This window comes from Victivallis vadensis, from assembly GCF_003096415.1.
GTDB classification, from domain to species: Bacteria; Verrucomicrobiota; Lentisphaeria; order Victivallales; family Victivallaceae; genus Victivallis; species Victivallis vadensis.
This window is the reverse complement of record NZ_QEKH01000001.1, coordinates 103,753-128,950: the sequence shown is the minus strand read 5'-3', so window position 1 is coordinate 128,950 and position 25,198 is coordinate 103,753. Positions and strand designations below refer to the sequence as shown.

Genomic DNA, 25,198 nt, shown 5'->3' with positions numbered 1-25,198 from the left:
AAATGACGTACCAGTACCGTCCAAGCGGACTTGTTTGCAGCCGGATGATCGAAATTGAAATCAGGGAGGACGGCAGAATCGGCCGGGTGGCTTTTACTGGAGGCTGCCCCGGCAATCTCTCCGGAATCAGCCGGCTGGTGGTCGGCATGACCCCGGAAGAGGTGATTCAAAAGGTGGACGGCATCCGCTGCGGCGGCAAGGCGACCAGCTGTCCCGACCAGCTTGCGAATGCCTTGAAGGAGATCGTCCGCAAGCGCGGCTGATCGGATGTCCGTGTCAGGTTGCGAAGAGCAGATTGAACATCATCCGGCAGGAGTTCTGCGCTCAGCCGAGGAACTGCCAGTCAGGAAAAATCGGTTCGTTATCCGACGGATGCCAGGACTTTATGACCGGATGCGGGAACGTTTGGGCAGAGCTGCACGCAGAAGCGGTATTGGACTCTGCGTCTGCCGGTTTGCCTATCGGCCGGCGCTATCCGAGTCGGGCCGGGGGCAACCCGGGAGAACGAACCGTAATCGGCGCGCCCGGCGGACGACGGATGATCGCCTGAGCACAACCGGCGAACGTAGTGCGGCAAGGTGAGTCATCGCGCACGGTATCATCGGGGCGACCGTTTCCGGTGCCGAGCAAGACTCCTTCCGTCAGTTCGAAGATGACCGGGAGTTCCGCATCTGGAATTACTACGCCGAGGTTGTCGACGATGAACACGTTGACGAGCTCTACATTTGCCCCCCGGAACGCGCTCTCGAGCCTGAGCGCTGCGGGTTCTCCGGCGGTATGGCTGACGAACTCCACCGTTTTGGAGCCGGGGCCGGAGCCTTTCACGCAAAGCACACCGGGCTCATAAGGAAATTCGCCGAAACAGACGACTCCGTCAACGGCTTTGCGATGGCAGACCGTTCGACCGTTGATCAAAAGCTCGGCCTCGTCGCAATTGGTAAACGCATAGACCGGAACCGGAATCCCCGGTTCCACACGGTGTGTCCACGGCGGAAATGCGTAGAGCAGCGGTTCCGGCCGCCATTGTGCAGCGTAATAGTAAAACGAATCCTTTGCAAATCCACAACTGTCCATCACACCAAAACTTGATGCGGCAGCCGGGCGCGGTAACGGCGTCGGTTCGCCCCGGTAGTCGAATCCCGTCCAGATGAAGAGCCCCGCGATAAAGCTGTAATCACGGACAAGGGCCCAGCGCCGGGCAAAATCGAATGGCTTTTCTGTACCAAGCCACGAGAGTTTTCCATGTTCGTGGTCATCCCGATAGCAACCGCGCACAGGAGAAAGCGAACTCTCCTCCGTCACCAGAAACGGCTGTTCCGGATTGGCGGCGCGGTAGAAGAACCAATGCTGATCGCAGTAGTTGAATCCCATGACATCAAGCGCCCGCGCGGTTGGCAACATCCGATCGAGAGCAGCAGGGCCGGAGGTTAGATAGTTCGAAAACAGCGCGGCGGTTACGGGCCGGTCGTCGAACTGCCGGACGAAGTGTTTCAACGTTTCAACGATTCGCGGTCCTTCCGGGAAGAACTGCACGCGCGTCTCTTCGTTGCCGAGACTCCATAAGATCACTGACGGATGGTTGCGGAACGCACACACCATTTCACGCAGCTGGCCGAGCTGTTCCGGAGCGCTTGAAAGCAGCCGGTTTTCCGGCAGCAGCAGGATTCCAAGCCGGTCGCACAGATCGGCCAGTTCCGGTGAAGGGGCGTGATGGGCGACCCGGTAGGCATTGCACCCCATCTCCCGTAGCCGGAGAAGCCGGAACTCTTGCACGGCGTCCGGTACGGCCGTTCCAACTCCGGCATGATCCTGATGGCAGCACATCCCTTTGATTTTCAAAGGCTCACCATTCAGCAGAAATCCGCGTTGTGCGTCGAATACCGCAGAACGCAGGCCGAATTTCACTTTGACACGGTCGAACACCGCACCGCCGGATTCGATTTCGCATACGGCGGTATAGAGTTGTGGGTGTGCCGGCGACCAGAACTTGCAGGAATTCAGTGTCAGTTCGAGTTCCGCCCCGGCTTCCCGCCAATACTCCGGCAAAAACTCCAGAGAGCCTTCTCCGGCAAAAGTTCCGTCTGGCGAGAATACCGTACAGTGAAACCGAACTTTCCGACCGGGTTCCAGCCGATTTTCCAGACGGTATCCGATCCGGATCCGGGGAGAAGCCGACGCCTGAATCCGTACACCGTGGCGGACGAAGCAGATCCGTTCAAGCTTCAACAACCGAACGTGGCGATAGATGCCGCCTCCTTCGTAATACCATCCCTCCGGCAGCGTACTGTCCGCCCGTACCGCCAGCAGATTCTCCCCGCCGAACCGGGCGAAGTCGGTAAGCTCATACGCAAATCCGGTATAGCCGCTTTCATGGCGTCCGAGGGAAAATCCGTTGCACCAGACTTGACTGTCACGGCAGACGCCGTCAAATTCAATGAAAATCCGTTTATCCCGGTCTGCCTCCTCAAGCCGGAACCGTTTCCGATACCAGCCGATGCCGTACCGGTAGCAGCCGCGATTCTGAATCCAATCTCCAGTATCCCACATCCGGAACGGATCATGTTGGAGCGCCGAATTGGTCATCGCGGTTCCGTCTGCATAGCGGCGCGGCGGTTCATCGGAATAATCCCGCTCGCCGAGGTGCACGAAATCGTGCGGAAGATCAATCTTCTCCCAGTCAGAATCATCGAATTCCTCTCCAGAGCCGCCCTGTGTGCAAATTCCTGCTTTGCTCAATCCCCAGAAAGTATTCGGGTACGGCACATCGCCGCAAAGAAAACGCCATCCGGAATCAAAATCAACAACCTCTCTGCCCATCTCACATCTCCGCCGTCGCCACACCGATGCGCATGTCGGCACAGCCGTAGTAAAGGAACCGCCTCCCTTTGAATTCCACATACCCCTGAGCAAACACCGTGTAGAAGGAGATGCCGAAAATCTCATAGAGCCGCTCCGGAGTCAGCACAGGCTCTTCACAACGCGCAAGCAGACGGGAAGGATCGTGCCGGTCAAAAAGCGCCCAGCCGGTCGAGTAACAGGTCCACAGAATATCATGGACATAACATGGAATGATTCCCCGCGCATAATTCTGCGCCTGTTCGCGCCCTCGATCGCCGTTGTAGAAAAGCAGAATCCCGTCATCCGTCAGCAGCGGCGGTGCGGCGCTTTCGCAGAGAAGAGCGTCAAAGCGCCCGGGGCGCGGACGCAGCGCGGGTTCCTTCAACGTTTCCCAACTCCGCAGGTCCCGACTGCGGGCCAGAAAGATGCAGCTGTTTCCCCAATACCCGTAATAATAGCCGCCGATCCGTTCGCGGGTGATTGCAATCGCGCGGCCGGGAAGCACTTCTCCTCCCCACTCCCAGTGTTTCAGATCGCGTGAAAACGCGATGAGCCCGGGCGTCCGGTCGAAGTTGTGAACCCCGGTGAAGGTGAGAACGTATTCGTCGCCGATCTTCACAAGCCGGGGATCCTCGAATCCGCCCTGATAAGGCGAATCCGGCCCCGGATCGAAAGCGGGTTTCTCGTCCAGCTCGAAATGGAACCCGTCATCGCTCCACGCCCAGACCAGAGTCGAGACGCTCCAGTTGCGCGAATCGCGGGGCTGCCGGGTGAAGTTGATCGCCCGGCAGAGCAGGCCGACCCGTCCGTCGTGAACGATCGCTGCCGGATTGAAGATTGCATCGGCCGCCGGTCCGGCCCCCTGCGGCCGGATCACCGGATTGCAGGCGGATTTCTTCAGATGCTCGATCCACGCCAGGCGCGGCGGCAGTTTAACGGCTTCCTTCATGATGGGGTCTCTCCCTGTGTCTATTCCTTTGAACATTCAAGAATATCACTTTGTTCCGCCGCCATCGATCACGCGGCCCCGGAGTTTGATCTCCCCGAAGGTCGCCTCCGGCGCACTGAACTGTAATCTGAAACGGACGAAACGCGCCTCCGGCTGCTCCGGCAGCTCAAACCCGGCAAGTTTCAACTTGAGTCCGGCGACATCGAGTTTCTTCGGATCGCTGAAGGTTTTTCCGTCCCGGCTGAAGCATATCTCCACGCCTTTGAGATTCGGTTTCGACCCTGCGCCAAGTTCCATGTGTTCGAGCCGGTATACCGACTTGAGATCGACTTCGACCGTCGCTTCCGGCAGATTCACGAACAACACATCGGCGGGCTGATTCCAGTCTCCAAGCACCCCTTGGAAAAGTGCCGGCTTTCCACCGGTTGCCCCGGGATCGCGCGGGTCGCGGATCTGCTGGTCCTTTCTGAGCGGCTTCGGCGTGAGGAAACGGTACTCCGCGCCCGTACGGATCGCGATCGGCGCGACCTCCGAACCGTTGTCGGCATTGTCTGTCAGCAGAATCGTATGCCGGACGGGATCGAAGCGGAGCATCGCCGCCAGATGCGCGACCGCGATTCTTCCGCCGTCGTCACTCATCGTAGCGACGACCGGATAGATCATGTTGGGCAGTGCCTGTTCCGGCAGCTCCGCTGGAGGCGTTACCGTGAAGCGTGCCGGGGCGGTTCCGACCGGTTGGCTAACCGGAGTAACCTTCCAGCCCGGCTCCACGTCGAGCGCAATCCGCCGCCCTTCGGAACCCGGTGAGAAATCCACCGGGGAAACCACCACTTCGCAGCTTTTTCCCGGTTCAAACATTGGGGTGTTCGGATCGTTCGCCGCATGCCGTTCCGCATTGGTCACGGCGAGACTCAGCATCGGCGCATGGTCGTTGAAGAGATAGATCATCCCCGCTGACCGGATCTCAGGAAGCGTCAGCTCCAGCGTGCCGTCGGCGCGTAGTTCCGCCGGAATCGGGTGCAGCATATTCTCCTCCGCAGCGCCGAACCAGACCCGGGCGGGGAGTTTGAATTCCGGCGGCATTTTCAGCGTTACCTTACCGCCCGGCCATGGCAGGCGGTTCATCACTCCGGCGGCCAGCAGCCAGTTGCCGCGACCGTCGGTCAACGGGTGTTCGATGCGCAGATTCTCCATCTGCGCTGCAGAATACGCGGGGGCGACTCCTGCTCTTTTCAGGAATCCGGTCAGAAATGTGGTCACGTCGCTTTCCGGCGCATTTTCTGCCCGAAGCACGCCTATTCTGGTATTGAACCAGTAAACCCGTCCTTTTCCGTAGCGGTTGCAGGTGACCCATGCCGATTTTGCGTTGCAGGCGACATCGCGCGCATTCAACAGTTCGGCTCCGGCGAGCTTCACGTTGATCCGGCCGTCACCGCGAATGAGGAATCCGTGTTCCGTACCGTACCAGACGTCATCCGGAGAAAAGTGGATTCCGGAGTAAACTCCTTCGAGTCGGACGCCGAGCAATTCGTCGAGCCCCTGGGTTACGCGGTGTTTTTCATCGTAATAGCCGGGCATCATATCGGCCATCACGACGCCGCCGTTTGCCGTGAAACGCCTGATTGCGGCACACTCCTCCGCGCTCAGGTGTTCGGCGGAGACCAGAATGAGCGCACGATAGCGCGCGAGATAGTCGTCGGTCAGTTTGGTGTACGGCAGGACGTCGACCCAGTACCCTGCGTCGCGCAGACGCGTAAAGACATTCAGACGGTTGTTGACGCTGTAATCCCAGCGGGAGCGGTTGGTTTCCATCGAGAGCAGCACGTCGCGCTGCGGCATTAAAATCGCGATCTTCGGAACGTTCTTCGCCGGAAGCGCATCATGCCAGAATTCCTCGGAACGATGGATCATATTCGCCCAGCGCGATGCGTAAAACATCCGGTCACGCGGTTGCCCGTCATAGCCGTCGATGAAGCTGAACGTCAGGTTGTCCCAGTTGGATTTGTACCGTCCGAGCACGAAGAAGTCCACACCGCGCATGCCGTGCGCGAGCGTCCGCCAGTAGGTAGCCGCGAATTGAAATCCGGGGCCGGCATGATTGTTCGTCTCTGCAAAAAAGATCCTGCCCTCCGGTTCTCCGGCGGCCTGCTGGGTTGCAGTCGGACGAATACAGTTGTAGATATAACTGGTCTCATAGGCATTACGGTCGGTGTTGCCGTACATGTCGATGCCGATCCAGCCGTCGGAGGTGCGGCGGGTCCGATCGGCCAGTTTCGCAAGATTGGCCATGTGGCTGCGTACAATATAATTCATTTCGATCGAAGAACACTGGGTGGATTTCAGTACGGCCGGGCGATGTTCAGGATCGAATTCACGCACCCATCCAAGATAGGAACCGATGAAGTCGACAAACGTATTTTCCGAATAATCGTGCCAGGCGAGCCAGGCAGCCGGTTTTTCGAGATACTCTTCTCCTTTCGGCGGCAGGATCTCGCAGAAACTGCGGTATTTCGTCTTCCAGACCTCATTGAGCTTGCCGATGTCGCCGCCGTAGATATGCTCGAGTTCACGCTGAAAGCCAGCCATCGCCAGCGGTGAGTAATTCAGAACCGGTTCCCATTCATTATCGATGTTCCAAAGCATAATGTTGCGTTTCGGTTTCTCGTTGACCGAACCTTCGACGGAAGCTTTCACGCAGGCGCGGATGTAGTCGCGCATGGTGGGAGCGAGATAATCGATCCACGGCCCCTCCTGCGCCTTGCCATTTTCATCAACCGGGCGGATCACCGGCCCGTGCGTTGCGGTATTGCCGCCGTACCACATGGAATGTGCCGCCCAGATCGCTACAAAATAGAGTCCGTTTGACCGGTTCGGCGGGAAACTGCAACTGCATTTTCCCGTATCTTTGAAACTGTAACAGCAGTGGCCGATCTCCGTGAAATTGAACCCGAGCTGCGGCAGGAATGTAAAGCGGCTGCCGCCGAGCATGCCGAGCGGGAAGATTTTTTCTGTCGGCTTGAGTCCTTCGGAGAGTTCCAGCGAATAGGCGGACGGTTTGTGCACATCAGCAGCGCCGGCCGGAAGCAGAAGGAGCAGCGCCGGAAGCAGGAACTTTTTTTTCATCGAGTCAGTTTTCCTTGATTGAAAATTAGTGAAATCAGTTCAGAGCGCCCACAATTTGGTCCAGAAGCCGTCATTCGGATGGGCATCCGCAGCATCGGGCATGAACGCGATATTGCCCGGGTTGGAGGGAAAGTTGCAGCTGACCGCGTGTCCATCCACCAGGCCGAAATTGACGCCGTTGCCGCCGTGATCGCGCACGCTGGTATTTTTCGAGGCGAAACGGCTCAGAATTCCCCCGAAAGCCTTGGTCCCATCGCCAATCATCGGAACGGAGTATTCCGTAATCATAATCATTCGACTCGGCTGCCTGACCGAGCTGATCTTGCCGGCAGGCATCCGGATTTCGGAGGCCCAGTTGTGTTTCGCGAGCAGCAGAAACTGATTGAATGTATAATTGACCCGGCCGCCGTCTTCGCCCCAGCCAACCACCTTTCCGTCGATCGGCTGGCCGATGCCGGCCACATAATTCTCTACGGCATCCTTATCGGTCAGGCGCGGATTTGAGCAGACAAAGGTTTTCTGGCCGACGCCGTAACGGTGGTACAGATGCCACATCCAGCCATTGTCCGCCCAGCTCGGCGTTTCCGAGGCGGGTTTCTGGGTCGGAAGTTGACCGTTGTAATCATCGGCGTAAAGCTGGACTCCCGTCGTCAGTTGTTTGATATTGCTCAGGCAGCTTGCCTTTTGTGCGGCCCCCCGGGCCTTCTGCAATGCAGGCAGTAACATCCCGGCCAATATCGCAATAATGGCGATTACAATGAGAAGCTCGATTAAGGTAAAATTCCGTTTTTTCATCATCCATGATCTCCTGTAGTTAAAATTCCGCGCCGACGACCCAGATCGGTTCTCCGGAGAGATTGACTTCCGCATACCCGTTTTTTGCGGGAATTCGCCGAAGCTGACCGATCGGGTTGATGACCTTGATTTCCGTGCCGGTACATTTCAGCCGCACCGGAGTCCGGGTTTTCCAGAAGGCAATCCACGGCTCCTGTCCGGCGAACTCCGTTTTTTTCTGATTCAAGCCGTATCCGTCCGTTCGATCCCAGAGCAGGGCGACCCGGCTGCCGTCAGGCTTCGTGAAAATATATCCTTTTGAACAATTCCCGGATTTCCACTTTTTCTCGAATTTCGCTGCATCCAGCATTTTTGCCGCAGTTTGATAGGCGAGAAGCGTCGGTTTGACATTTCCGTTGCGGTAGAGCATACCGAACGAGTATTCCCGATCATTGGAATTCACGCCGCCGATGTCGAACCAGACTGAATCGTTCAATTGATAGTAATGGGCGATTTTCACATCATGAGCAAGCGCGATCGCATAAGAAAGCGGCACATTCTCTGTTGCGTTGCGTAAGCTGTCGTCCCAGAAGGTATTCGGGAAGGTCGGCGTATAGATCTCCGTCAGATAGACCGGCTTGACACCGTGTTTCTTCATCAGTTTCTCCAGCTCCTGCAGGCTGCTCAGGTAGAACCAGCCGTCTCCGACATTTTCGAGATCGGGTACAGTGTTGCCACGCCCGAGGTGGTAAGCGATGCCGTCCAGCAGCGGCCAGCCTCCCGCCTGAGCGACCAGATCGAGCGACTTAATACCGCCGAAGCCGTTCGCAAAACCGATGCTCAGCAACTTCACGCCCGGGGCTTCCGCATCGAGGATGGGGCGGATCCGCCTCAACAGCTCAACGTAGGCAGCCGCCTCCTCCGGTTTTTTGAAGTCATTCTCATTGCCGAACTCCCAGTGAGTCGCACCATTCGCCTTGATTTTCGCAATGTGTTCGCGAATCCGTTTCTCCTGCTCTTCCGGGGATTTTCCTGCCCACTCCTTCGGAGTGTAGGCGCTGTGATAACCGGCGTCCATACCGTATGTGCGCAACTCATTGCCGTTTTCACTGCGCAGATGGCGGACACCGATACGACGCAGTAATTCGAGCGCGCTCTTCCGGTCGGGAATCGGGAAGAAAGCGGAGATGCCGAAAACGCCTTGGGGAGCCCCCTGAAACTCATGCCGGTCCATCGCCGCTACCGTCGAACGCAGGAATGTCTCTTTGCCATCAACCGTCCCGACGGCCTCAATGAACCAGATGTCCGGCTGTTCTGCTTTCGGCAGTGTGAAACTCAGTTCGGTTTTCCCCTGCGGCGCAAGCATGCAGCGGCGGTTTTCACGGATCGTTTCGGTGCCGTCATAGGCGGTGGCATTCACCCGCAGTTCCGCTTCTGCCGGCCGGAGGGAGGGATTGAAAACGGTCAGCTTAAATTCCGGCGTCTCGCCGACATCGAACAAATGAAACGGCTTTGCCGTCGTCACATTCAATGCCAGCACCTGCCGATTGAATACCGCTGCTGCCGTCGATGCGTCAAATCCGTTCGGCAGAACCATGAACTCCACCCGGGCGTGCCGAATCGTTGGATCCTTTTCATCCTTGCGGAACACGATGTGTTGCTGATATTCGCCTCCCCAGGCCGGATTGCCGTCCACCTTTTCCCAGACGGTCAACCGTTTGCCCGGGAACGGCCGCAAAACCGCTCCCTTCGCTTCATACGGAACGCCGCCATTGGCATGACGAAACCAGATGCCGGATTTAAAAAGAGGCTTCAGTTGCCCCCCCGGGATGAACCGTTCGAAAATGACACCATCAGTCGTAACCTCCTCCGGAATGTTCAGCGTATAATCGACCACAATCCGATTGCCATCCGGATGGACCTCATAATTTCCGCGACATTTTCCGGTCACGTCATTCTGAAATTCCAATTCCACCCGATAACCATTCCTGTCCAGGGGAGTAATCCGTCCTGCCGTTGCATTTTGAGGCGCCCACTGAAAACTCAGATTTCCAAACCGGAATACCTTTTCGCCGGTGGCGGCATCAGTGAGCCACAAAGAACGTTCCCCTTCGCCGAAATCAAACAATGGTGCATCCGCCCATGCGGCCATCGCCAGCGATGCAGCCGCAACAATCAGTCCGATTCGCATCATCATCATCCTTTCTCCCGTCCTGCGGGAATTCATGTTCCGGAAATTACCGGTTCTCCTCCAGAGTCCGCACACTGTTTCCCTCTTGAAATTCGAGCGGAATCAACGTCTTGCAAACCTTGTCGCCCGGGTGGGAAGCGGTCATAAGCTGATAGAGCTGCTGCGCCCCCCGGCGGCCGAGTTCGCGCGGAAACGTGCGGAAGTAGGAGATCCGCACCCCGGAGTAGAGGCGAACTTCCGAGTCGAATGTGATGAGACTCAAATCCCGGGGACAGGTCATTCCCCGCGCCTCAAGCACCCGGCAGATCACCTCCGCTACCGCCGCATGGGATGTTACCAACGCCGGAGGACAGGTGCCGGACTCAAGCCAGTCGATGAAACACCGCTCAATATCCGCATTGTCCGAAGAATGGGCGGTTCGGGCTTCGAACGCTTCAATTCCGAGATGCTCCACCGTCGAGGCCATCGCCCCATATTTGCGCATCGTATGCGACAGAGCAAGCGAGGAGCCGCACAGAAAGCCGATTTTCCGAAACCCCTTCTGGATCAGATATTCCGCCGCCCGAAAGCCACCCGAAAAGTCATCGGAGCTGATCGAATTGGCGGACTCATTCGGCAACTCGTTCGGCAGGAGTACATATCGGATCGCATTGCGCCGCAAAAAACTCATGAGTTTTTCATCCGGGGAACCCATGAGAATGATCCCGCCAACGGAATTCAATCTTCTCAACAAAGGCCGATTGTCTTCGCTCCTGTCGTCCGGTTCCCAAGTCGATATATTCATCGTAACATTGCGGTGCCGGTTGAAATAATTCTGAATTCCCCGCAGAATCTCCGCCATAAAATCAAGTTGCAGAAGGTTCTTCTGCTCCGGCATCGGGCAGAGCAGAAGCTCAGTCTTGAGTTCGCCCCAGGACGAGGGGGCCTTTTCTGAGATTTTTCGGGCGATTGCCGAATCGTCATATCCCAGCTTCTTCACCGCCTTGAACACCTTTTCCTGCGTCAATGCGTCCGCCCGCGCCTTCCGATTCAATACCCGCGACACGGTTGCCACCGAAACGTTTGCCTCCCGGGCAACATCGTTCAATGTGACAGATTGTTTTGCACTCATCCTCTTGATCTCCGTGTAAGATTACATAAATAATCATGTAAGATTACGTAATTTTTCTCTATTAATTATGAACGATCATAATAGTAAAGTCAATACCTCAATCGAAAAAAAGCGAAAAAAAAGGAGTTTGACCGAGAACTCGATTGACCCGTTGTCCCGGAACCTTGTTAAATTCTTTTTGACAACCGGCGATCGGAAAAAGTCAAACTCTCCGGACTTGATATGCCTCGGTAAAGAGTGTTTGCATTGGTTGTGTACGTTATGACCGGGAAGGTTGCAAAAGCAAGGGAAAAGATAAAAAATCATTTTCAACACCATGTGCAAGTTTCGCGAAATGGGGCTTGTACATGGCGTTTCTTTATGATCGGGAAACAAAAGAATAAAGCTGTTCGGGGCCGTTGAAGCGGAAACCCGAGTATTCCACGGTTATTGCTGTTCGCGGATGCGCTGAAGCTGGTCGAGCAGCCGTTCGCGCACGTGGCTGAGCATTTCGACATGCAGCAGTGCCTGCACTTTGATCGAACGCTGTTCGCGGCCGAGCCGTTCCAGCTCGCCGGTGAGTTCGTTGAGGTCGGACAAGGCGCGCTTGCCGAGGCTGAGCTTCAAAGCCCGGTCGTCCTTGTCATCCAGATTGATGAAGTCGGCGGTGCGCGCGAGCAATTTGCCGTAGGCGCAGCTGATGCCGAGCCCGGGCAATTCAAAGTCGGCGCGCAACCGGGTCACGGAGAGTACGTTCCACTCCACCGCAAGCCGGTCCAGCTGGTCGATGATTTCCGAGCCGGTCCGCGCCGGGGTCCCGGCGTCGAACTCGTCGTCGTCCTCCTCCTCGCTTTCACTGTGCCAGACCCGCAGTGAATCGGCGTTGCCGCCGATGGGCACGAGATCCGGCTGCGACAGCAGCGACGAAAAGATCATATCCTCTTCGCCGGGCAGGTCGAGGCAGGCGGGAAGTTCCCGGTAATAACAGCTGATGCGGCGTTCATCGCGCCGGATTTCCTGCTCCCACCGGTATTCGTTCCAGTTATCCTGAGGTCGGGGTATGTCACCCATGAATACCTCCTGTTCCGTGGTCAGGCACGGTTTCCTGCGAGTTTATGCAAGGCTTCTTCCGCGGGCTTTTCTCCCCACAATCCTTCCAGATTGTAGCGGTCGCGCGTCTCCGGGGTCATGAAGTGCACGATCACGTTGCCGAAATCGAGCACCATCCAGCCGGAGACGCTTTCGCCGGTCTGTGAGAGCGGGCGCAGCTGGAACTTCTCACGGAGCTCACGCTCGGTGAAGCTGACCAGCGCGCGCAACTGCGGCTCGGAGTTCGCGGTCGAGATCACGAACCAGTCCGCGACCGACGAGGCCGGGCCGACGTGAATCTTCAACACGTTTTCCGCTTTCTTCTCCAATGCGCAGGCCGCGCAGAAATCGGCGAGTTCCGCCGAAGAAATCTTCTTTTTTTCCGTCATGTTTTCCATTTCCTGACTCCTCCTGTAAAGGTTGTGCTGCCGGATATACTCCTCAATACTCTCCGGTACTCCACTATTAATATGAACCGTTCCGGTCAACTTTGCCATCGAATTTCTGACATTCGTGGAAGATATTTCAAAAAAACTCCCGTCCAGAATGCCGGAACGCAGCTTTCGGGCCAATTCCGGCGGCCAGTGGCGGTCCAGCTCTCCGGCTTCCGGCATTTCTCCCCGGCGCGGATAGGTCAGAATCTCGTGGCGGCGCACCAGCTCTTCCGCCCGGTGCCACAGATGCAGGTCGCGCAGGCTGTCGCCGCCGATCAGCAGCTGGACCGGCTGCTTCAATTCATGCTCCGCCGCGGCCAGCACATCGATGGTGTAGGACGGCGTCAGCTTCAGCCGTCCCTCGATGTCGCAGAGCGCGAAACCCGGTTCGCCGCCGATCAGCAGCTTCACCATATTGCAGCGGTCCCGGAACGAGGCGCGCTCTGAATTCACCTTGTGCGGCGGCACGAAAGCCGGAGCGAAGAGCACCCGGTCGGTGCGCCCGGAGGCCACCGCCGCCCGGGCCACTCCGAGATGGCCGGAGTGGGGCGGGTCGAAGCTGCCTCCGTAGTATGCGATTCGTTTTGGTGCTCTGCTGTTCATTTTTGATAATTTATCGCAAAAATATGAATTTTCAATCCCATAATCGGTAAAATATCCGGCCGCCGGATTGACGCGGAGGGGATTCGGCAGTATAGTTTATAGACAAATCATGTACTATTGACGGAGAGGTAAGCGGTAAGTTATGCGTGAAATCAGTATTCGGCGATTCGGAGTCACGTTCGCGGCCTTGCTGGCGGCGGTGTCGTTTTTCGGCTGCAGGTCCGACCAGTACACCCAGGAGAAAGCGGTGGAGCGGGCCCGGGCTTTCCTGCTGGAGGAATCGCCGGAACTGACTGTGGAACAGATTTATTTCGTGAAGTTCACCGAACCGGTGCTGCTGGTCGGCGAAGTGATCGGCTCCAGCGGCATGGCGCTGGGGAACCGGCTGGAATCCAGCCAGCGCCAGATCTGCCCGACCTGGATGATCCCGGGACGGGACAAACTCTATATGGTGTTCGGCGTTTCCTCGGGGCGGATGTCGAGCTGGGAGCCGATCCGCCTGATCCGCAAGAATTTTGAACGGGATGCGTACAAGGCGCTCAACTCCGCGTGGACCGCCGCGCAGCAGTTCGCGGTCGACAATTTCTACCGGGAGCTGGACGTCACGCAGCTGAACCGGATCCGGCTCTATCTGCCCTATATCCTCGAGACCGATTTCGAGTATATGATCGACCCGTCGTTCAAGCTGAACCCGGAGGCGCCGAAGGTCGGCGACGCCCAGCGGCTGAAAAACAAGGCACAGCGCTCCCTCGTCTGGTATCTGGACGGAAATGAGGAGGATGCGATCGTCTTCTGCGGTTTCAGCGCGCCCGACCTGACCGGCTGGACGATCAACTGGGCCGGAAGAATGAAAAAAGAGGAGCTTAAAAAGCATATCCTCAAAGTGATCAAAACTCCGGCGGACGCGAATACGCCGATTGTGATCGAGCCGGAAAGCAAGCCGGAAACGGCCAGAAAATAAGGAGTATCTGACTTTATGCTCAGCATGACCGGATTCGGCAAAGGCTCGGCGGTGTTCGACGGGCGGCAGCGTTTCATTGTGGAGGTCAGCTCCGTGAACCGTAAGCAGTTGGAGGCGCGGATTTCGCTGCCTTCGGAGTTCTCCGGTTTTGAGGTGAATGCCCGGAAGCTGATCGGCGAATATGTCAGCCGGGGTTCCGTGCAGCTGCGCGTGAGCTTTGACGGCGGCGGCGCGGCGGAGGAGGTGACGATCGACCGGGGATTGCTTGCCTCGCTGGTGAAGGTCTGTCTCGAAGTGCGGCATGATATCGGCCTTGACGGCAATGTGGCGGTTGAGGAGTTGATGCGCGTGCCAGGCGTGGTGGGCGGTTCGACGCCGGATATGGATCGGCCCGGGCTGGCGGCCGCATTCGAACAGGCGGTCCGGGAGGCATTGACGCACCATCGTGAAATGCGCGAACGTGAAGGCGAGGCGCTGAAGAAGGATTTTCAGGAACGGCTTGCGACACTGGAAGGGCTGCTGAAAAAGATTGAACCCCTGGTGGGCAATATTGCCGACTCGATCAAACAGCGGCTGATGGAGAAGCTGGCGGCGGAGAATATTCCGGTCGGCGCGGATGACGACCGGCTGTTGAAAGAGGTGCTGTTCTACGCGGATAAATCGGATGTGACCGAGGAGATCACCCGGCTGCACAGCCATTTTGCGCAGTTCCGGCGTTTTCTGGAGGAGACGCAGCCGGTGGGACGCAATATGGATTTCCTGATGCAGGAGTTTTTCCGGGAGATCACCACATTGGGAAACAAGGCCGGGGCTCCGGCTGTATCTCCGTTGGTGGTGGCGTTCAAGAGCGAGCTGGAGAAGCTGCGCGAACAAATTCAGAATGTGGAGTAGCATCAGGCTATGGATGATTTCAAACACGATTTCAGCGATGAAGAAGCGGCAAGTTCGGTGCGGCTGGCCGAACTCGCCGGCCGGATCGGGGAAACCTATTCGGACGGTTTCGGGGTGAATCACCTCGACGGCGACAACCTGCCGCGCCGCAGTGAGGTGATCGCGATCACCGAAAAGCTGCTGGAGGTGATTTTCCCCGGCTTCGACGGGCGCAAGCAATATCGGAAGGATGCCGTCGCGCAGGATGTGGCGGGATTGCTCAAGGAGATTTATTCGGACCTGTTCGACCAGATCTGCCGGGCGATCCGTTACAGCTGCAAGAATGAGGTCTGCCGGGGATGCGGCGGCCAGAAGCGGACCAACCGGGCCGTGTTCAGCCTGATCGCCAAGCTGCCGGAAATCCGGGAGGTGATGAAGGAGGACGTGAAGGCCGCCTACGCGGGCGATCCCGCGGCGACCTCCTATGACGAAATCATCCTGAGCTATCCCGGCATCAAGGCGATCATGATCCAGCGTCTTGCTCATGTGCTTTATCATGAACGGATTCCGTTGATACCGCGCATGATGACCGAATATGCCCACAGCCAGACCGGCATCGACATCCACCCCGGCGCCCACCTCGGGCGGGGCGTGTTCATCGATCACGGCACCGGCGTGGTGGTCGGGGAGACCGCGGTGATCGGCGACAACGTCCGCATCTACCAGGGGGTCACCCTCGGCGCGGGCAATTTCCCGAAGGACGCCTGCGGAATGCTGATCAAGGGAAACAAGCGGCATCCGACGATCGGGAGCAACGTGACGATTTATTCGGGTGCTTCGGTGCTCGGCGACATCACCATCGGCGACAATTCGGTGATCGGCGGCAACGTGTGGCTGACTGAAAGCCTGCCTGCCGGAACCAAGATCACCGCCCGGCCGCCGGAACACAATATGAAATTCGCAAACGAACGACGCAAATGAGTGAGCTGACGCATCATTACGACGAGGTTGCCGCCCGGCTGGCCCGCGCGGCTGCGGAGGACGGGCGTTCCGCCGACGAGGTACGGCTGCTGGCGGTCAGCAAAACGTTCCCGGCGGAGATGATCCGGGAGCTGTATGAACATGGCGTGCGCCTGTTCGGCGAGAGCCGCGCGCCGGAACTGGCGGAGAAGGCCGCCGCGCTGCCGGCGGATATCGAATGGCACTTCATCGGGCGGCTGCAGGCGAACAAGGTGCGCAAGGTCGTGCAGCTCGCCGGGGTGATTCATTCCGTGGATACGCCGGAGCTGCTGACGCGGATCGACCGGATCGCGGGCGAGGAGGGCAGACGTCCGGTTGTGCTGCTTGAAGCGAATGTTTCGGGGGAGGAGAGCAAGGCCGGCGTGCCGGTCGGGGAACTGGAGGCGTTCGCCCGTCAGGCGGCGTCATTGCCGAATGTCGATTTTCAGGGATTCATGACGATGGCTCCCTTTGATGCGGAACCGTTCAGGATCGCGGCGATTTTCGAGCTGCTGAAATTGACGCGGGACGAATTGGAGGGCAAGCTGAACCGTCAGCTTCCGATCCTGTCGATGGGGATGAGCGGGGATTTCGAAATTGCGGCGCGGCACGGTTCCACATTGGTGCGCGTCGGCAGCCTGATTTTCGGCGCGCGGTAAGATGACGGTTTTGAATGTCGGGAATGGAGGAGAGGTGATGATGAATGTTCTTTTGATCGGTGCCGGTGCAGTCGGCACTTACTTCTGCGGCCGGCTCGCACAGGGCGGCGCGAAGGTGGCGGTGGTGGCGCGCGGCGATTATGAAGTCGTGAAGGAGCGCGGTTACCATATCCGGAGTGTCGCCGGGGATTTCGACTTTCATCCGGCCGCCGTGCTGAAGGACAGTGCGGATTATCAGGAGACGCCTGATTACGTGATCGCGGCGACCAAGGTGCTGCCGGAACTGGATCTGGTCGGTATGCTCCGGCCGGTGATCCGCTCTCCGAAAACGGTGATCGTATTGATCCAGAACGGGATCGATATCGAGAAAACGGTGCGGGCGGCGTTCCCGGACAACGAACTTTTGAGCACGATCGCCTATATCGGCGTATCGCGCCCCGCGCGCGGCGAAGTGCTGCATCAGGGCAGCGGCAACCTGAAGACAGGCGTTTATCCTTCCGGGATTTCGGAGAGCGCGAAGCGGCTGGCCGCCGCATTCGGAGCAGGGGGCGTGAAGTGCGAACTATGCGAAGACATCCGGTTCGTGCGGTGGTACAAGTTGTTGTGGAATCTGCCGTTCAATCCGGTGTCGGTGCTGGCGGGGCGGGTGGACACGCGCACGATGACCGACCGCGCCGAACTGGAGAAACTCTGCTGGTCGCTGATGCTCGAAACGATTGCGGTGGCGAACGCCTGCGGAGTGGCGCTGTCGGAAAAGGATGCGCGCAGCCAGATGGAATACACCCGCGAATTTCCGGCCTACAAAACCAGCATGCTGCAGGATTTCGAAGCGGGCCGGGAACTGGAAGTCGAGGCGATCCTCGGCAACGCCGTCCGTCTGGCGCATCAAAACAACGTGCCCGTGCCGAAGATGGAGGCCTGTTACGCACTGCTGAAGTCAGTCAATCTCCACCGGTCCTGAGAAAAATGATTGATTTTCGGAGTTGGGGATATTGCCCCATCCTGTAATTTCATAACAGTAAGGAGTGAATGATGAAATTATTCTCGGTAATGGCGGCGGCGGTTTTCGCCTGCTCCATGCTGGCGGCTTCGGAGCTGCTGGTGAAAGACGGCGACAAAATCGCGTTTCTCGGCGATTCGATCACGGCGCAGGGCAACGGCAATAAGACGAGCGGTTACGTCCATCTGGTGATGGAAGGGCTCAAGGCGCAGGGACTGAAGGATATCAGCGCGGTTCCGGCCGGCGTCAGCGGCCACAAGTCGACGCAGATGCTCGCCCGGCTGGAAAAGGACGTGATCGCCAAAAAGCCGCAATGGATGCTTTTGAGCTGCGGCGTCAACGACGTCTGGCACCAGTTCTATAAAAAGCCGAACGGCGTCAGCCTTGAAGATTATAAAAAGAACATCACCGAAATCGTGGACAAGGCGCAGGCCGCCGGTATCAAGGTGATGCTGCTGACCTCCACCATGATCACTGAAAACTCCCGCGACAAAAAGAACGTGGCGCTCAAGCCGTACAACGACTTCCTGCTGGAGCTGGCGAAGGAACGCAATCTGCCGGTTGCCGATCTGAATGCGCGGATGCTCCGGGAACTGCGCGCGATGGGGCCGCTGCCGGGCAACCGGCTCACCGGCGACGGCGTGCATATGAATGCGATGGGCAACGTGATGATGGCGTCGGGCATTCTCGAAGCGTTCGGCGTGTCGCCGGAAGCGGTGGCCAAACTGCGTGACGAGTGGTTCGCACGTCCCCGCATGATGCCGATCGGCAGCACGCAGGTCAGGGTTTCGGTCAATGAATATATGAAATTGCGCCGCAAGGCCGCGAAGGACAAGCAGCGGCTCGATGATATTGTGACCAAGGTGGTTCGCGATTATATCGGTACGATCGACGCGAATTGACCGCTTTTCCGAAGAGGCGGCGGGACCCCGTAGCGGGAACCGCCGCTTTTTTCATTTGCTTTGAGGGGGGATCATTTGTTTTTTCGGGTGTTGAGGTATATATTACTCGAAATCCGAATATAGGCAGGCAATTTTTTAAGGTTTTTTCAACTCATGGCTGATTCTGTTTCTTCCGTGGAGGGCGGCGAATGCAATCTGGCCGGATATCTGACCGGCGACCGTGCCCTCCTGCTCGATGTACACAGTAAACACGAAGTGCTGGACCGTCTGATCGACTGTCTGGCCGGTTCGCCGGAGGTCGCTTCCCGGGAGGAACTGGCGGCCGGAGTCTATGAACGTGAAAAACTTATGAGCACCGGAATCGGGCTGGGAATTGCGATTCCCCATGTCCGGCTCGCGTCGGTCTCCGATCTGGCGGTCGCCGCCGCGCTGGTTCCGCGGGGGATCGACGATTATGAGAGCCTCGACTCCATGCCGGTCCGGCTGGTGCTGCTGATTGCGGCGCGGAGCGACCAGCATGCCGAATATCTGCGGCTGCTTTCCAGGCTCAGTTCGAAACTGAAGGACGACTGTTTCCGGGAGCGCTTGTTCGCGTGCAGCAGTTCCGCCGAATTTTATGCTCAGCTGATTGAAAAATAATGACAGGGAGACGAATCGTATGAACAGTTCCGCTTATCCGCCGATCGACTGGGCGCGGGTCGACCTTCTGATCGATCTGGCGCTGCAGGAAGACCTCGACACCACCGGCGATGTGACCACCAATTCCGTGGTGCCGGAGGAGGCCGTCGCCCGCGCCGTCTTGCTTTGCAAGGAGCCGGACATGGTGATCGCCGGGCTCGGCGTGGCCGAACGGGTGTTCAAAAAGGTGGAACCGAGGCTGGAATTCACCGCTTTGAAACATGACGGCGACAGTTGCGGGGTCGGAGAGGTTTTCGCGGAGATCAAAGGCCCCGCCCGCGGCATCCTGATCGCGGAGCGGACGGCGTTGAATTTTCTGCAGCGGCTCTGCGGCGTGGCGACCACTTCCGCGAAGTACGCGAAGGCGCTGGCCGGCTTCAAAACCGTGGTGCTCGACACGCGCAAGACCACTCCCGGCTACCGGAATCTGGAGAAATACGCGGTTGCGGTCGGCGGCGCCACCAACCACCGCGTCGGACTGTTCGACCGGGTGATGATCAAGGACAATCACCGCGAAATGGCCGCGATGGAAGGCCCCGGCGGCATCGCCCGCTCGGTCGAACGCGCCCGGAAGATGTATCCGGGGCTGGAGATTGAAGTGGAGGCCGATTCGCTTGAGGAAGTGAAAGAGGCCGCCGGAACCGGCGCCGAATACATCATGCTTGACAATATGTCCGACGAGATGATGGCTGAGGCGGTGAAGCTGGTCGCCGGGCGCGCGAAGCTGGAGGCCTCCGGCGGCATCACGCTGGAACGACTGCCGCGCATCGGAAAGATCGGCGTGGATTTCGTCTCCTCCGGCGCATTGACCCATTCGGTGAAGTCGGCGGATATTTCACTGGACATCCGGGTGGAAAAATGATCGCCCGGCTGACCGGCATCCTGGCCGAGAGCAGTTTCTCCGGCTGCATCATCGACGTGGGCGGAGTCGGATATGAAGCATTGATCCCGCTGTCGACGTTCGACAAGCTGCCGCAGCCCGGCAACAAGGTCGAGCTGCACATCTTCACGCAGGTGCGCGAGGACGCGATCACGCTCTTCGGCTTTGCGACGCCGGAGGAGAAAAAGCTCTTCCAGCAGTTGATCAACGTCAGCGGGATCGGCGGAAAGATCGCGTTGAGCGTACTGAGTTCGATGCCGGTCTCCGGCTTCTGCTCGGCGATCGCCTCCGGGGACATCAAGTCGCTGTCGCGGATCAGCGGTGTCGGCAAGCGGACCGCCGAACGGATGGTGGTCGAACTGCGTGACAAACTCGGTTCGGTGGCCGGCGGCAGCGTTTTTGTACCGGATGCGGAGCAGGGCGGCGAACTGACGGCTGCGGCGGAAGCGGCGCTGGCGCTGGAGCAGCTCGGCTTCAAGCGCGATGCGATCGACAAGGTGCTGAAAACTTTGCTGGCCGAGCTGCCGAAGTCGGAACACACCACCGACAAGCTGCTGCGGCAGGGGATCATCAAACTGAATTTCGGATGAAAAAGCTGCGCAAAAAGCTGATGTGGGCAGGGATCGCCATTCTGGCGGTCTTTGCCCTTGTTTATTCCAAAGCCGATGTGACGCTGATCGGTCTGGAAGCCGCCCGTTTTTCCGTGGTGCAGGCGGTGGGGGAGCAGAATGTGTTTCACATCGAGAACACCGTGTTCAAATCGGTGGACCGGATTGTACGGGACGGCCATGTTTACTCTGACAAGCCCCTGCCGCTCGGCTGGACGCTGGGAATGTTTTATAAAATTCCGCACCGGCTGTTCGGATTGAATTTCACCGATCATTATTACCTCTCCGTCTATCTGGTGAACCTGCTGTTTTCTGGGACGGTCAACATCCTGATTTTCGTGTGGATGTTTCGGATGTTCTGCCGGGTGCGCCGGGGAAGTCCGTATCTGAAGTTTTTTCTGGCGCTGGGCGTTTCGCTCGGAACCTGGCTGCTGAGCTATTCGGTTACCCTGAACAACCACACGCCTGCCGCGCTGGGTGTGCTCGGACTGTATATCGTGCTGGAGAAATTCCGGCGCGTCCCCTCCCGTGTACCGGCCGTCATGGCCGGATTGGCGGCCGGAGGAGTCGCCGCCTGCGACCTGCCGGCCGGTGCGGTGTTTGCAGTCGCCGCCGTCGCCGGGGTTTTCCTGACTGCCCCGGCGGAAACGCGGTGGAAACTGACCGGCTGCTGCGTGGCGGCCGGAATGGCGGTCGAGGCCGGATTGCTGCTGCTGAATTTCATTGCCTACGGCACGGTGGTGCCGCTTTATGTGGCCGGAACTGCCGGCACCTACAGTTTGGCCGCCCATGAAAATCTCGGCAGATATCTGGCGGACTGTTTGATCGGCCCCCGGGGGCTTTTCAGTTATCAGCCGTTCCTGCTGCTGGTTTTTCCCGCCGTGTTCACCTTGTGGAAGAAGAGCCGGATTGCGGATCGGGTGATGCTGGGCGCTTCGGCAGTGCTGATGTTGCTTTATTTGCTGATTACCGTGGAATACGGCGGCGGCGCATACGGTTTCCGTTATCTGATCCCGGTGATCCCGGTGCTGTGGTACTGGGCCGGGCGCTGGGTGTTGGCCGCGCCGCAAAACGGAGGGCGGCTTACGCTGGCCGGGATATTGGCAGCAGTCGGAGTAGTGACGGCGGTGGTTGGAAGCTATGTGCCGTTCTGCGTGGCGTATGAAGGCCCCCGGTCGCCCCGGGGACACTTCACGTGCCGGATTCAAAGCACTTTCTGGGGAAATCTATTCAATTGGAGCTTTGAGAACAACCCGGATTCGGCGTTGACCCGGGCTTTGTTCAACTATTACGGAGCGGAAGACAGCTGGCGTTTTCTGTACCACTCCGCCTTCAACCGGAAGCGTCCCGATCTGATTCGGCAGGTGCTGGAACGGATGCCGCGGAACGGTCAGTAGAACGGCACGTTTTCGAGCTTGAATCCGGCCCGCTCCTCCGGCGTGTAGAACACCTTCATCAGGAAAAGCCCGTTGGGAGGCGCGGTTTCGGGCGCTACGGTGCGGTCGCACGCTTCGAGAATCCGCCTGACCGCCTCCGGTGAAAGTTTGCCCGCCCCGGCGGCCTCAAGCGTCCCCATCAGGCAGCGGATCATCTTGTACAGGAAACCGTTGCCGACGAAAGTCACGCAGCAGAACTGGCCGAACTCCTGCACGTCGATCCGGTAGATGGTGCGGACGGCTTCGTCGATCAGGCTGCGCTCCACCACGAAGCTCGAATAGTCGTGCGTGCCGGTCAGCACCTGCGAGGCGGCGCGGATTTTCTCCACATCCATGCGGTGGATCGGCCGCCAGGTGTAGCGGTCGGTGAAAGGCGAGGGATCGCCGAGGTTCAGCACATAGGTGTAGGCCTTGCCGAGCGCGTCGTAGCGGGCGTGGAACTCCAGCGGAACCTCCCGGACGGTACGCAGTTTGATGTCGCCCGGCAACTGGCGGTTCACCGCGCGCAGGATTTTATCCGTCGGAATATCCGGCCTCACCGGCGTCAGGTAGCTGGCCGCGAACCGCTGGGCGTGGACTCCCGCGTCGGTGCGGCTGCTGCCGATCAGGTGGATCGGCTGGCCGTTGTACATTTTGGTCAGGATCTCCTGCACGCGCTGCTGCACGGCGACGCGGTGGGGCTGGATCTGCCAGCCGCTGTAATTGGTGCCGTCGTAGGCGATTTCCAGCAGATAACGTTTATACGGTTCGTAAGGGGTCTCTTCGATGCTCATAGTAAAACTTCCGCAATGGTGTTCCAGAATAACAGGCCCGAGCTGCTTAATGTAATGCGTCCGGGCGAAATGTCAAAGAATTCCGGCGAAGTTTCTTTCGCCGCGCTGCGGGCAAGCCGCAACCGCGCCTCCCAGCCGTCTGCGCCGGGAACGCGGCTCCAAAGGTGCGGCGTCCAGCCGGAGGCGGTGCGCAGATTGACCGCGAAGATTTCATTGAGCCGGGCCGCGCCGGGAATTTCGTCAAGCTCCGGCGGCGCTCCGGCGAGCCATTCCGTCAGCGATGCGGCCTGCGCGTACCGGAGCGCGCCGTCGAAGGAGGCCGCCGCCGGGCCGAAACCGCGCAGCAACCCGCCGCGCCAGACGTTCACATTGTGGCGGCATTCGTGGCCGGGGAGGGCGTAGTTGCTGATCTCGTAACGGCGGAACTCCCACGGGGCGAGCTGTTGCGGAATTTCTTCCCAGAGGGCGGCAGCCTCGTCGTCGTCGGGCTGAAGCCGGTCGCAGAGCCGCGCCCCTTCCTCCGGGGTCAGGCTGTAACAGGAGATGTGGGGAGCGCCTGCGCGCGCGGCGGTGGCGAGGTCGTTGAAGAAGTCCCGGCGCGTTGCTCCGGGAATCGCGTAGATCAGGTCGATGTTCCACTGCGGGAACTCCGCGTCGCGGATCAGGTCGATCGCGTGATGGAGCGCCTGCTGCGTGCAGTCGCGTCCGAGCGTGCGGCGGTGTTCGGCGGAAAACGACTGCACGCCGAGGCTGATCCGGTTCGCGAAGCTGCGGATCAGCCGGATTTTTTCGCGGTCGACGGTTTCCGGGTTGGCTTCGATGGAAATTTCGGTTCCGGCTTCCGGGGCCAGTTTCTGCCGGATCAGGCAAAAGAGCCGTTCCAGCCGGGCCGGATCGAAAAGGGTCGGGGTGCCGCCGCCGAGATAGACAGTGTCGGGCGGGGGGAGGGGGGCGGCATCCAGTTCCCGTTCGAGTTTATCCAGATAGGCGTCGAACATGCCGGGGTCCGGCGACGGCTCCGAATAGAACGCGCAGTAACCGCATTTGCTGCGGCAGAACGGAATGTGAAAATAGTAGTTCATCAAAAGCATCCGGTATCTTGGAAAATGACGGCTCGCGGCTAATATAGCATCTCCTTCGGCGCTTTTACAGGAAAACACATCCGATTTCGGCATTTATCGGTGGAAAAAATAAAATTTCTAAACAGTTTAACTAAACTAAGCTAAACTTGATTGCTAAAATAATTTAAAAATATTCATAAACACTATTGACATTCGAATGATTCTGTTTCATAATTATAGGCAGAAAGAAAATATACGGACAACCACAGGGGGATTTATGATCAAGAGCCGGATTACCATCATGGATGTGGCGCAGCAGGCTGGGGTTTCCAAGGGGGCCGTTTCCCTGGCGCTGAACAACAGCCCTGCGATTTCGCCGGAAACGACGGCCCGGATTCGGAAAATCGCCAGAGAGCTCGATTATCAGCCGGTCAGGCGGCGCGCCAGAGGGAAAAGGCTGAACTGGTGCTTCCTGCTGCCGTACACCTTCCGTTCCTATTCCTATACCGATCTGGACCTGAGCACGATCGAGGTGCTTGAACAGTATGCCCAGCAGTACAACGCTTCATTGCAGGTGTCGCGCCTGTCGGAGGACGGCGGGTTGCCGGAATCGATTTCCACGATGGATATCGATGTGTTTTTCATCAAGTCGTACTGTTCGGACCAGTTGCAGAAGTGCTCCCAGCTGCGCAACACCCGCAACATCATCCTCTACGGTTTCGAGAACAACACCGACATCGGGATTCAGGTGTTGCCGAATGCCGTGATGGGAGTGCAGCTGCTGATGGATGCGGCGCTGCGGAGCGGCTGCCGGGAACTCCTGATCCTCGATGTGGAAAAGGAGACGGTTTCTTCCTCGCTTCAGCGGGAGGAAGTCTCCTATCTGAGTTTTCTGGCGGCGTCGCGGCAGGTGCCGTGCCGGCAGCTGGCCGGTCAGCGCGAATCGATGGCGGATGAGCTGCGCGCGGAGCTGGCAAAGGGAGGCGGCAAAACCGCCGTCGTCGGCTTCCGGAAAAGCAGTTTCGAGCAGGATGTGATGAAGCGGATCCCCTGCGAAACGCTGCGGCTCGGGCGGGATTACGAGTGTTTCGTCACGGAGTACAGCCCGGCGGCGATGCAGACACCCGGATTTCACTATCTGGATATGCGCGGCCCGGAGTTGATCCGGCAGGGGATTCTGCTTTCAAGCGGGAGTATTCCGGTGGAGAATTGCCAGCTCGTGCTGCTGCCCCGGCTGTTCCGGAAATAACCGGCAAATTTGCCTTATGTCTGTTGAAATC

At 58.4% G+C, this 25,198-nt stretch carries 22 protein-coding genes; 12 read left to right on the top strand and 10 right to left on the bottom strand.

All coding sequences use genetic code 11. The features are described 5' to 3' along the window. The first annotated feature begins 2 nt into the window (after window positions 1-2). Window positions 3-263 (top strand): TIGR03905 family TSCPD domain-containing protein, encoded by a 261-nt coding sequence (locus tag C8D82_RS00565; RefSeq protein ID WP_116882315.1) that lies wholly within the window; start codon window positions 3-5, stop codon window positions 261-263. A 208-nt stretch (window positions 264-471) separates the two neighbouring features. Here the strand turns inward: C8D82_RS00565 and C8D82_RS00560 are convergent, their stop codons facing one another. The 8 genes from C8D82_RS00560 to nadD all read right to left on the bottom strand — a co-directional run bounded on the left by C8D82_RS00560 (window position 472) and on the right by nadD (window position 13,091). Beyond that, the gene (locus C8D82_RS00560) at window positions 472-2,817 is read right to left on the bottom strand and encodes a glycoside hydrolase family 2 TIM barrel-domain containing protein (protein WP_165832735.1); all 2,346 of its coding nucleotides are present in this window, start codon (window positions 2,815-2,817) and stop codon (window positions 472-474) included. A gap of 1 nt (window position 2,818) precedes the next feature. Beyond that, complete coding sequence (locus C8D82_RS00555; RefSeq protein WP_165832734.1) at window positions 2,819-3,787, bottom strand: glycoside hydrolase family 130 protein; 969 nt, start codon at window positions 3,785-3,787, stop codon at window positions 2,819-2,821. A gap of 45 nt (window positions 3,788-3,832) precedes the next feature. After that, window positions 3,833-6,910: an alpha-amylase family protein gene (locus tag C8D82_RS00550; protein WP_116882312.1), complete on the bottom strand. Its 3,078-nt coding sequence runs from the start codon at window positions 6,908-6,910 to the stop codon at window positions 3,833-3,835. Window positions 6,911-6,949: 39 nt separating this feature from the next. Then, window positions 6,950-7,708, bottom strand: coding sequence for a type II secretion system protein (locus tag C8D82_RS00545; RefSeq protein WP_165832733.1), 759 nt, complete (start codon window positions 7,706-7,708; stop codon window positions 6,950-6,952). 16 nt (window positions 7,709-7,724) lie between these two features. Further along, entirely contained in the window at window positions 7,725-9,884 is a 2,160-nt protein-coding gene (locus C8D82_RS00540; protein WP_116882310.1) for a hypothetical protein, read from the bottom strand. Window positions 9,885-9,921: 37 nt separating this feature from the next. After that, window positions 9,922-10,986, bottom strand: a complete 1,065-nt coding sequence (locus tag C8D82_RS00535) for a LacI family DNA-binding transcriptional regulator (RefSeq protein WP_116882309.1) — start codon at window positions 10,984-10,986, stop codon at window positions 9,922-9,924. Between the two features lie 426 nt (window positions 10,987-11,412). Continuing rightward, window positions 11,413-12,036, bottom strand: a complete 624-nt coding sequence (locus C8D82_RS00530; RefSeq protein WP_116882308.1) for a hypothetical protein — start codon at window positions 12,034-12,036, stop codon at window positions 11,413-11,415. Between the two features lie 20 nt (window positions 12,037-12,056). Beyond that, window positions 12,057-13,091 carry a nicotinate (nicotinamide) nucleotide adenylyltransferase gene (nadD, locus tag C8D82_RS00525; RefSeq protein WP_116882307.1) on the bottom strand — a complete coding sequence of 345 codons (1,035 nt, stop codon included), beginning with the start codon at window positions 13,089-13,091 and terminating at the stop codon, window positions 12,057-12,059. A 142-nt stretch (window positions 13,092-13,233) separates the two neighbouring features. On the opposite strand from nadD, the gene C8D82_RS00520 reads away from it, so the two are divergent. The 10 genes from C8D82_RS00520 to C8D82_RS00475 all read left to right on the top strand — a co-directional run bounded on the left by C8D82_RS00520 (window position 13,234) and on the right by C8D82_RS00475 (window position 22,045). Further along, a complete protein-coding gene (locus C8D82_RS00520) occupies window positions 13,234-14,052 on the top strand; it encodes a hypothetical protein (protein WP_116882306.1) in 819 nt (272 codons plus the stop codon). A gap of 15 nt (window positions 14,053-14,067) precedes the next feature. Next, complete coding sequence (locus C8D82_RS00515) at window positions 14,068-14,943, top strand: YicC/YloC family endoribonuclease (protein WP_116882305.1); 876 nt, start codon at window positions 14,068-14,070, stop codon at window positions 14,941-14,943. A gap of 9 nt (window positions 14,944-14,952) precedes the next feature. Beyond that, window positions 14,953-15,903, top strand: coding sequence for a serine O-acetyltransferase EpsC (epsC, locus tag C8D82_RS00510; RefSeq protein WP_116882304.1), 951 nt, complete (start codon window positions 14,953-14,955; stop codon window positions 15,901-15,903). Then, window positions 15,900-16,580, top strand: coding sequence for a YggS family pyridoxal phosphate-dependent enzyme (locus C8D82_RS00505; RefSeq protein WP_116882303.1), 681 nt, complete (start codon window positions 15,900-15,902; stop codon window positions 16,578-16,580). Before epsC ends, C8D82_RS00505 begins: the two co-directional genes overlap by 4 nt. A 37-nt stretch (window positions 16,581-16,617) precedes the next feature. Next, complete coding sequence (locus C8D82_RS00500) at window positions 16,618-17,541, top strand: ketopantoate reductase family protein (protein WP_165832732.1); 924 nt, start codon at window positions 16,618-16,620, stop codon at window positions 17,539-17,541. 68 nt (window positions 17,542-17,609) lie between these two features. Then, window positions 17,610-18,482: an SGNH/GDSL hydrolase family protein gene (locus C8D82_RS00495; RefSeq protein ID WP_116882301.1), complete on the top strand. Its 873-nt coding sequence runs from the start codon at window positions 17,610-17,612 to the stop codon at window positions 18,480-18,482. A 153-nt stretch (window positions 18,483-18,635) separates the two neighbouring features. Further along, window positions 18,636-19,121 carry a PTS sugar transporter subunit IIA gene (locus C8D82_RS00490; RefSeq protein ID WP_116882300.1) on the top strand — a complete coding sequence of 162 codons (486 nt, stop codon included), beginning with the start codon at window positions 18,636-18,638 and terminating at the stop codon, window positions 19,119-19,121. A gap of 19 nt (window positions 19,122-19,140) precedes the next feature. Beyond that, window positions 19,141-20,022, top strand: a complete 882-nt coding sequence (gene nadC, locus C8D82_RS00485) for a carboxylating nicotinate-nucleotide diphosphorylase (RefSeq protein WP_116882299.1) — start codon at window positions 19,141-19,143, stop codon at window positions 20,020-20,022. Next, window positions 20,019-20,630 (top strand): Holliday junction branch migration protein RuvA, encoded by a 612-nt coding sequence (gene ruvA, locus C8D82_RS00480; protein ID WP_116882298.1) that lies wholly within the window; start codon window positions 20,019-20,021, stop codon window positions 20,628-20,630. Before nadC ends, ruvA begins: the two co-directional genes overlap by 4 nt. Next, window positions 20,627-22,045 (top strand): hypothetical protein, encoded by a 1,419-nt coding sequence (locus tag C8D82_RS00475; protein WP_116882297.1) that lies wholly within the window; start codon window positions 20,627-20,629, stop codon window positions 22,043-22,045. Before ruvA ends, C8D82_RS00475 begins: the two co-directional genes overlap by 4 nt. On the opposite strand, the gene truA is transcribed toward C8D82_RS00475, so the two are convergent. Then, window positions 22,039-22,857 (bottom strand): tRNA pseudouridine(38-40) synthase TruA, encoded by an 819-nt coding sequence (gene truA / locus C8D82_RS00470; protein ID WP_116882296.1) that lies wholly within the window; start codon window positions 22,855-22,857, stop codon window positions 22,039-22,041. The genes C8D82_RS00475 and truA overlap by 7 nt on opposite strands. Then, complete coding sequence (locus C8D82_RS00465) at window positions 22,854-23,939, bottom strand: coproporphyrinogen-III oxidase family protein (RefSeq protein WP_165832731.1); 1,086 nt, start codon at window positions 23,937-23,939, stop codon at window positions 22,854-22,856. Before C8D82_RS00465 ends, truA begins: the two co-directional genes overlap by 4 nt. A 256-nt stretch (window positions 23,940-24,195) precedes the next feature. On the opposite strand from C8D82_RS00465, the gene C8D82_RS00460 reads away from it, so the two are divergent. Continuing rightward, a complete protein-coding gene (locus C8D82_RS00460; protein WP_116882294.1) occupies window positions 24,196-25,167 on the top strand; it encodes a LacI family DNA-binding transcriptional regulator in 972 nt (323 codons plus the stop codon). Window positions 25,168-25,198 lie beyond the last annotated feature (31 nt).

Excerpts from the sequence above, each read along its gene's own strand:
- C8D82_RS00490 (WP_116882300.1), top strand. The coding sequence starts at position 18,636 with ATGGCTGATTCTGTTTCTTCCGTGGAGGGCGGCGAATGCAATCTGGCC.
- C8D82_RS00515 (WP_116882305.1), top strand. The coding sequence starts at position 14,068 with ATGCTCAGCATGACCGGATTCGGCAAAGGCTCGGCGGTGTTCGACGGG.
- C8D82_RS00560 (WP_165832735.1), bottom strand. The coding sequence starts at position 2,817 with ATGGGCAGAGAGGTTGTTGATTTTGATTCCGGATGGCGTTTTCTTTGC.
- C8D82_RS00505 (WP_116882303.1), top strand. The coding sequence starts at position 15,900 with ATGAGTGAGCTGACGCATCATTACGACGAGGTTGCCGCCCGGCTGGCC.
- C8D82_RS00565 (WP_116882315.1), top strand. The coding sequence starts at position 3 with ATGACGTACCAGTACCGTCCAAGCGGACTTGTTTGCAGCCGGATGATC.
- C8D82_RS00550 (WP_116882312.1), bottom strand. The coding sequence starts at position 6,910 with ATGAAAAAAAAGTTCCTGCTTCCGGCGCTGCTCCTTCTGCTTCCGGCC.
- C8D82_RS00555 (WP_165832734.1), bottom strand. The coding sequence starts at position 3,787 with ATGAAGGAAGCCGTTAAACTGCCGCCGCGCCTGGCGTGGATCGAGCAT.
- nadD (WP_116882307.1), bottom strand. The coding sequence starts at position 13,091 with ATGAACAGCAGAGCACCAAAACGAATCGCATACTACGGAGGCAGCTTC.
- nadC (WP_116882299.1), top strand. The coding sequence starts at position 19,141 with ATGAACAGTTCCGCTTATCCGCCGATCGACTGGGCGCGGGTCGACCTT.
- C8D82_RS00520 (WP_116882306.1), top strand. The coding sequence starts at position 13,234 with ATGCGTGAAATCAGTATTCGGCGATTCGGAGTCACGTTCGCGGCCTTG.
- C8D82_RS00500 (WP_165832732.1), top strand. The coding sequence starts at position 16,618 with ATGATGAATGTTCTTTTGATCGGTGCCGGTGCAGTCGGCACTTACTTC.
- C8D82_RS00495 (WP_116882301.1), top strand. The coding sequence starts at position 17,610 with ATGATGAAATTATTCTCGGTAATGGCGGCGGCGGTTTTCGCCTGCTCC.
- C8D82_RS00465 (WP_165832731.1), bottom strand. The coding sequence starts at position 23,939 with ATGAACTACTATTTTCACATTCCGTTCTGCCGCAGCAAATGCGGTTAC.
- truA (WP_116882296.1), bottom strand. The coding sequence starts at position 22,857 with ATGAGCATCGAAGAGACCCCTTACGAACCGTATAAACGTTATCTGCTG.
- C8D82_RS00530 (WP_116882308.1), bottom strand. The coding sequence starts at position 12,036 with ATGGGTGACATACCCCGACCTCAGGATAACTGGAACGAATACCGGTGG.
- ruvA (WP_116882298.1), top strand. The coding sequence starts at position 20,019 with ATGATCGCCCGGCTGACCGGCATCCTGGCCGAGAGCAGTTTCTCCGGC.
- C8D82_RS00540 (WP_116882310.1), bottom strand. The coding sequence starts at position 9,884 with ATGATGATGATGCGAATCGGACTGATTGTTGCGGCTGCATCGCTGGCG.
- C8D82_RS00545 (WP_165832733.1), bottom strand. The coding sequence starts at position 7,708 with ATGATGAAAAAACGGAATTTTACCTTAATCGAGCTTCTCATTGTAATC.
- epsC (WP_116882304.1), top strand. The coding sequence starts at position 14,953 with ATGGATGATTTCAAACACGATTTCAGCGATGAAGAAGCGGCAAGTTCG.
- C8D82_RS00460 (WP_116882294.1), top strand. The coding sequence starts at position 24,196 with ATGATCAAGAGCCGGATTACCATCATGGATGTGGCGCAGCAGGCTGGG.
- C8D82_RS00535 (WP_116882309.1), bottom strand. The coding sequence starts at position 10,986 with ATGAGTGCAAAACAATCTGTCACATTGAACGATGTTGCCCGGGAGGCA.
- C8D82_RS00475 (WP_116882297.1), top strand. The coding sequence starts at position 20,627 with ATGAAAAAGCTGCGCAAAAAGCTGATGTGGGCAGGGATCGCCATTCTG.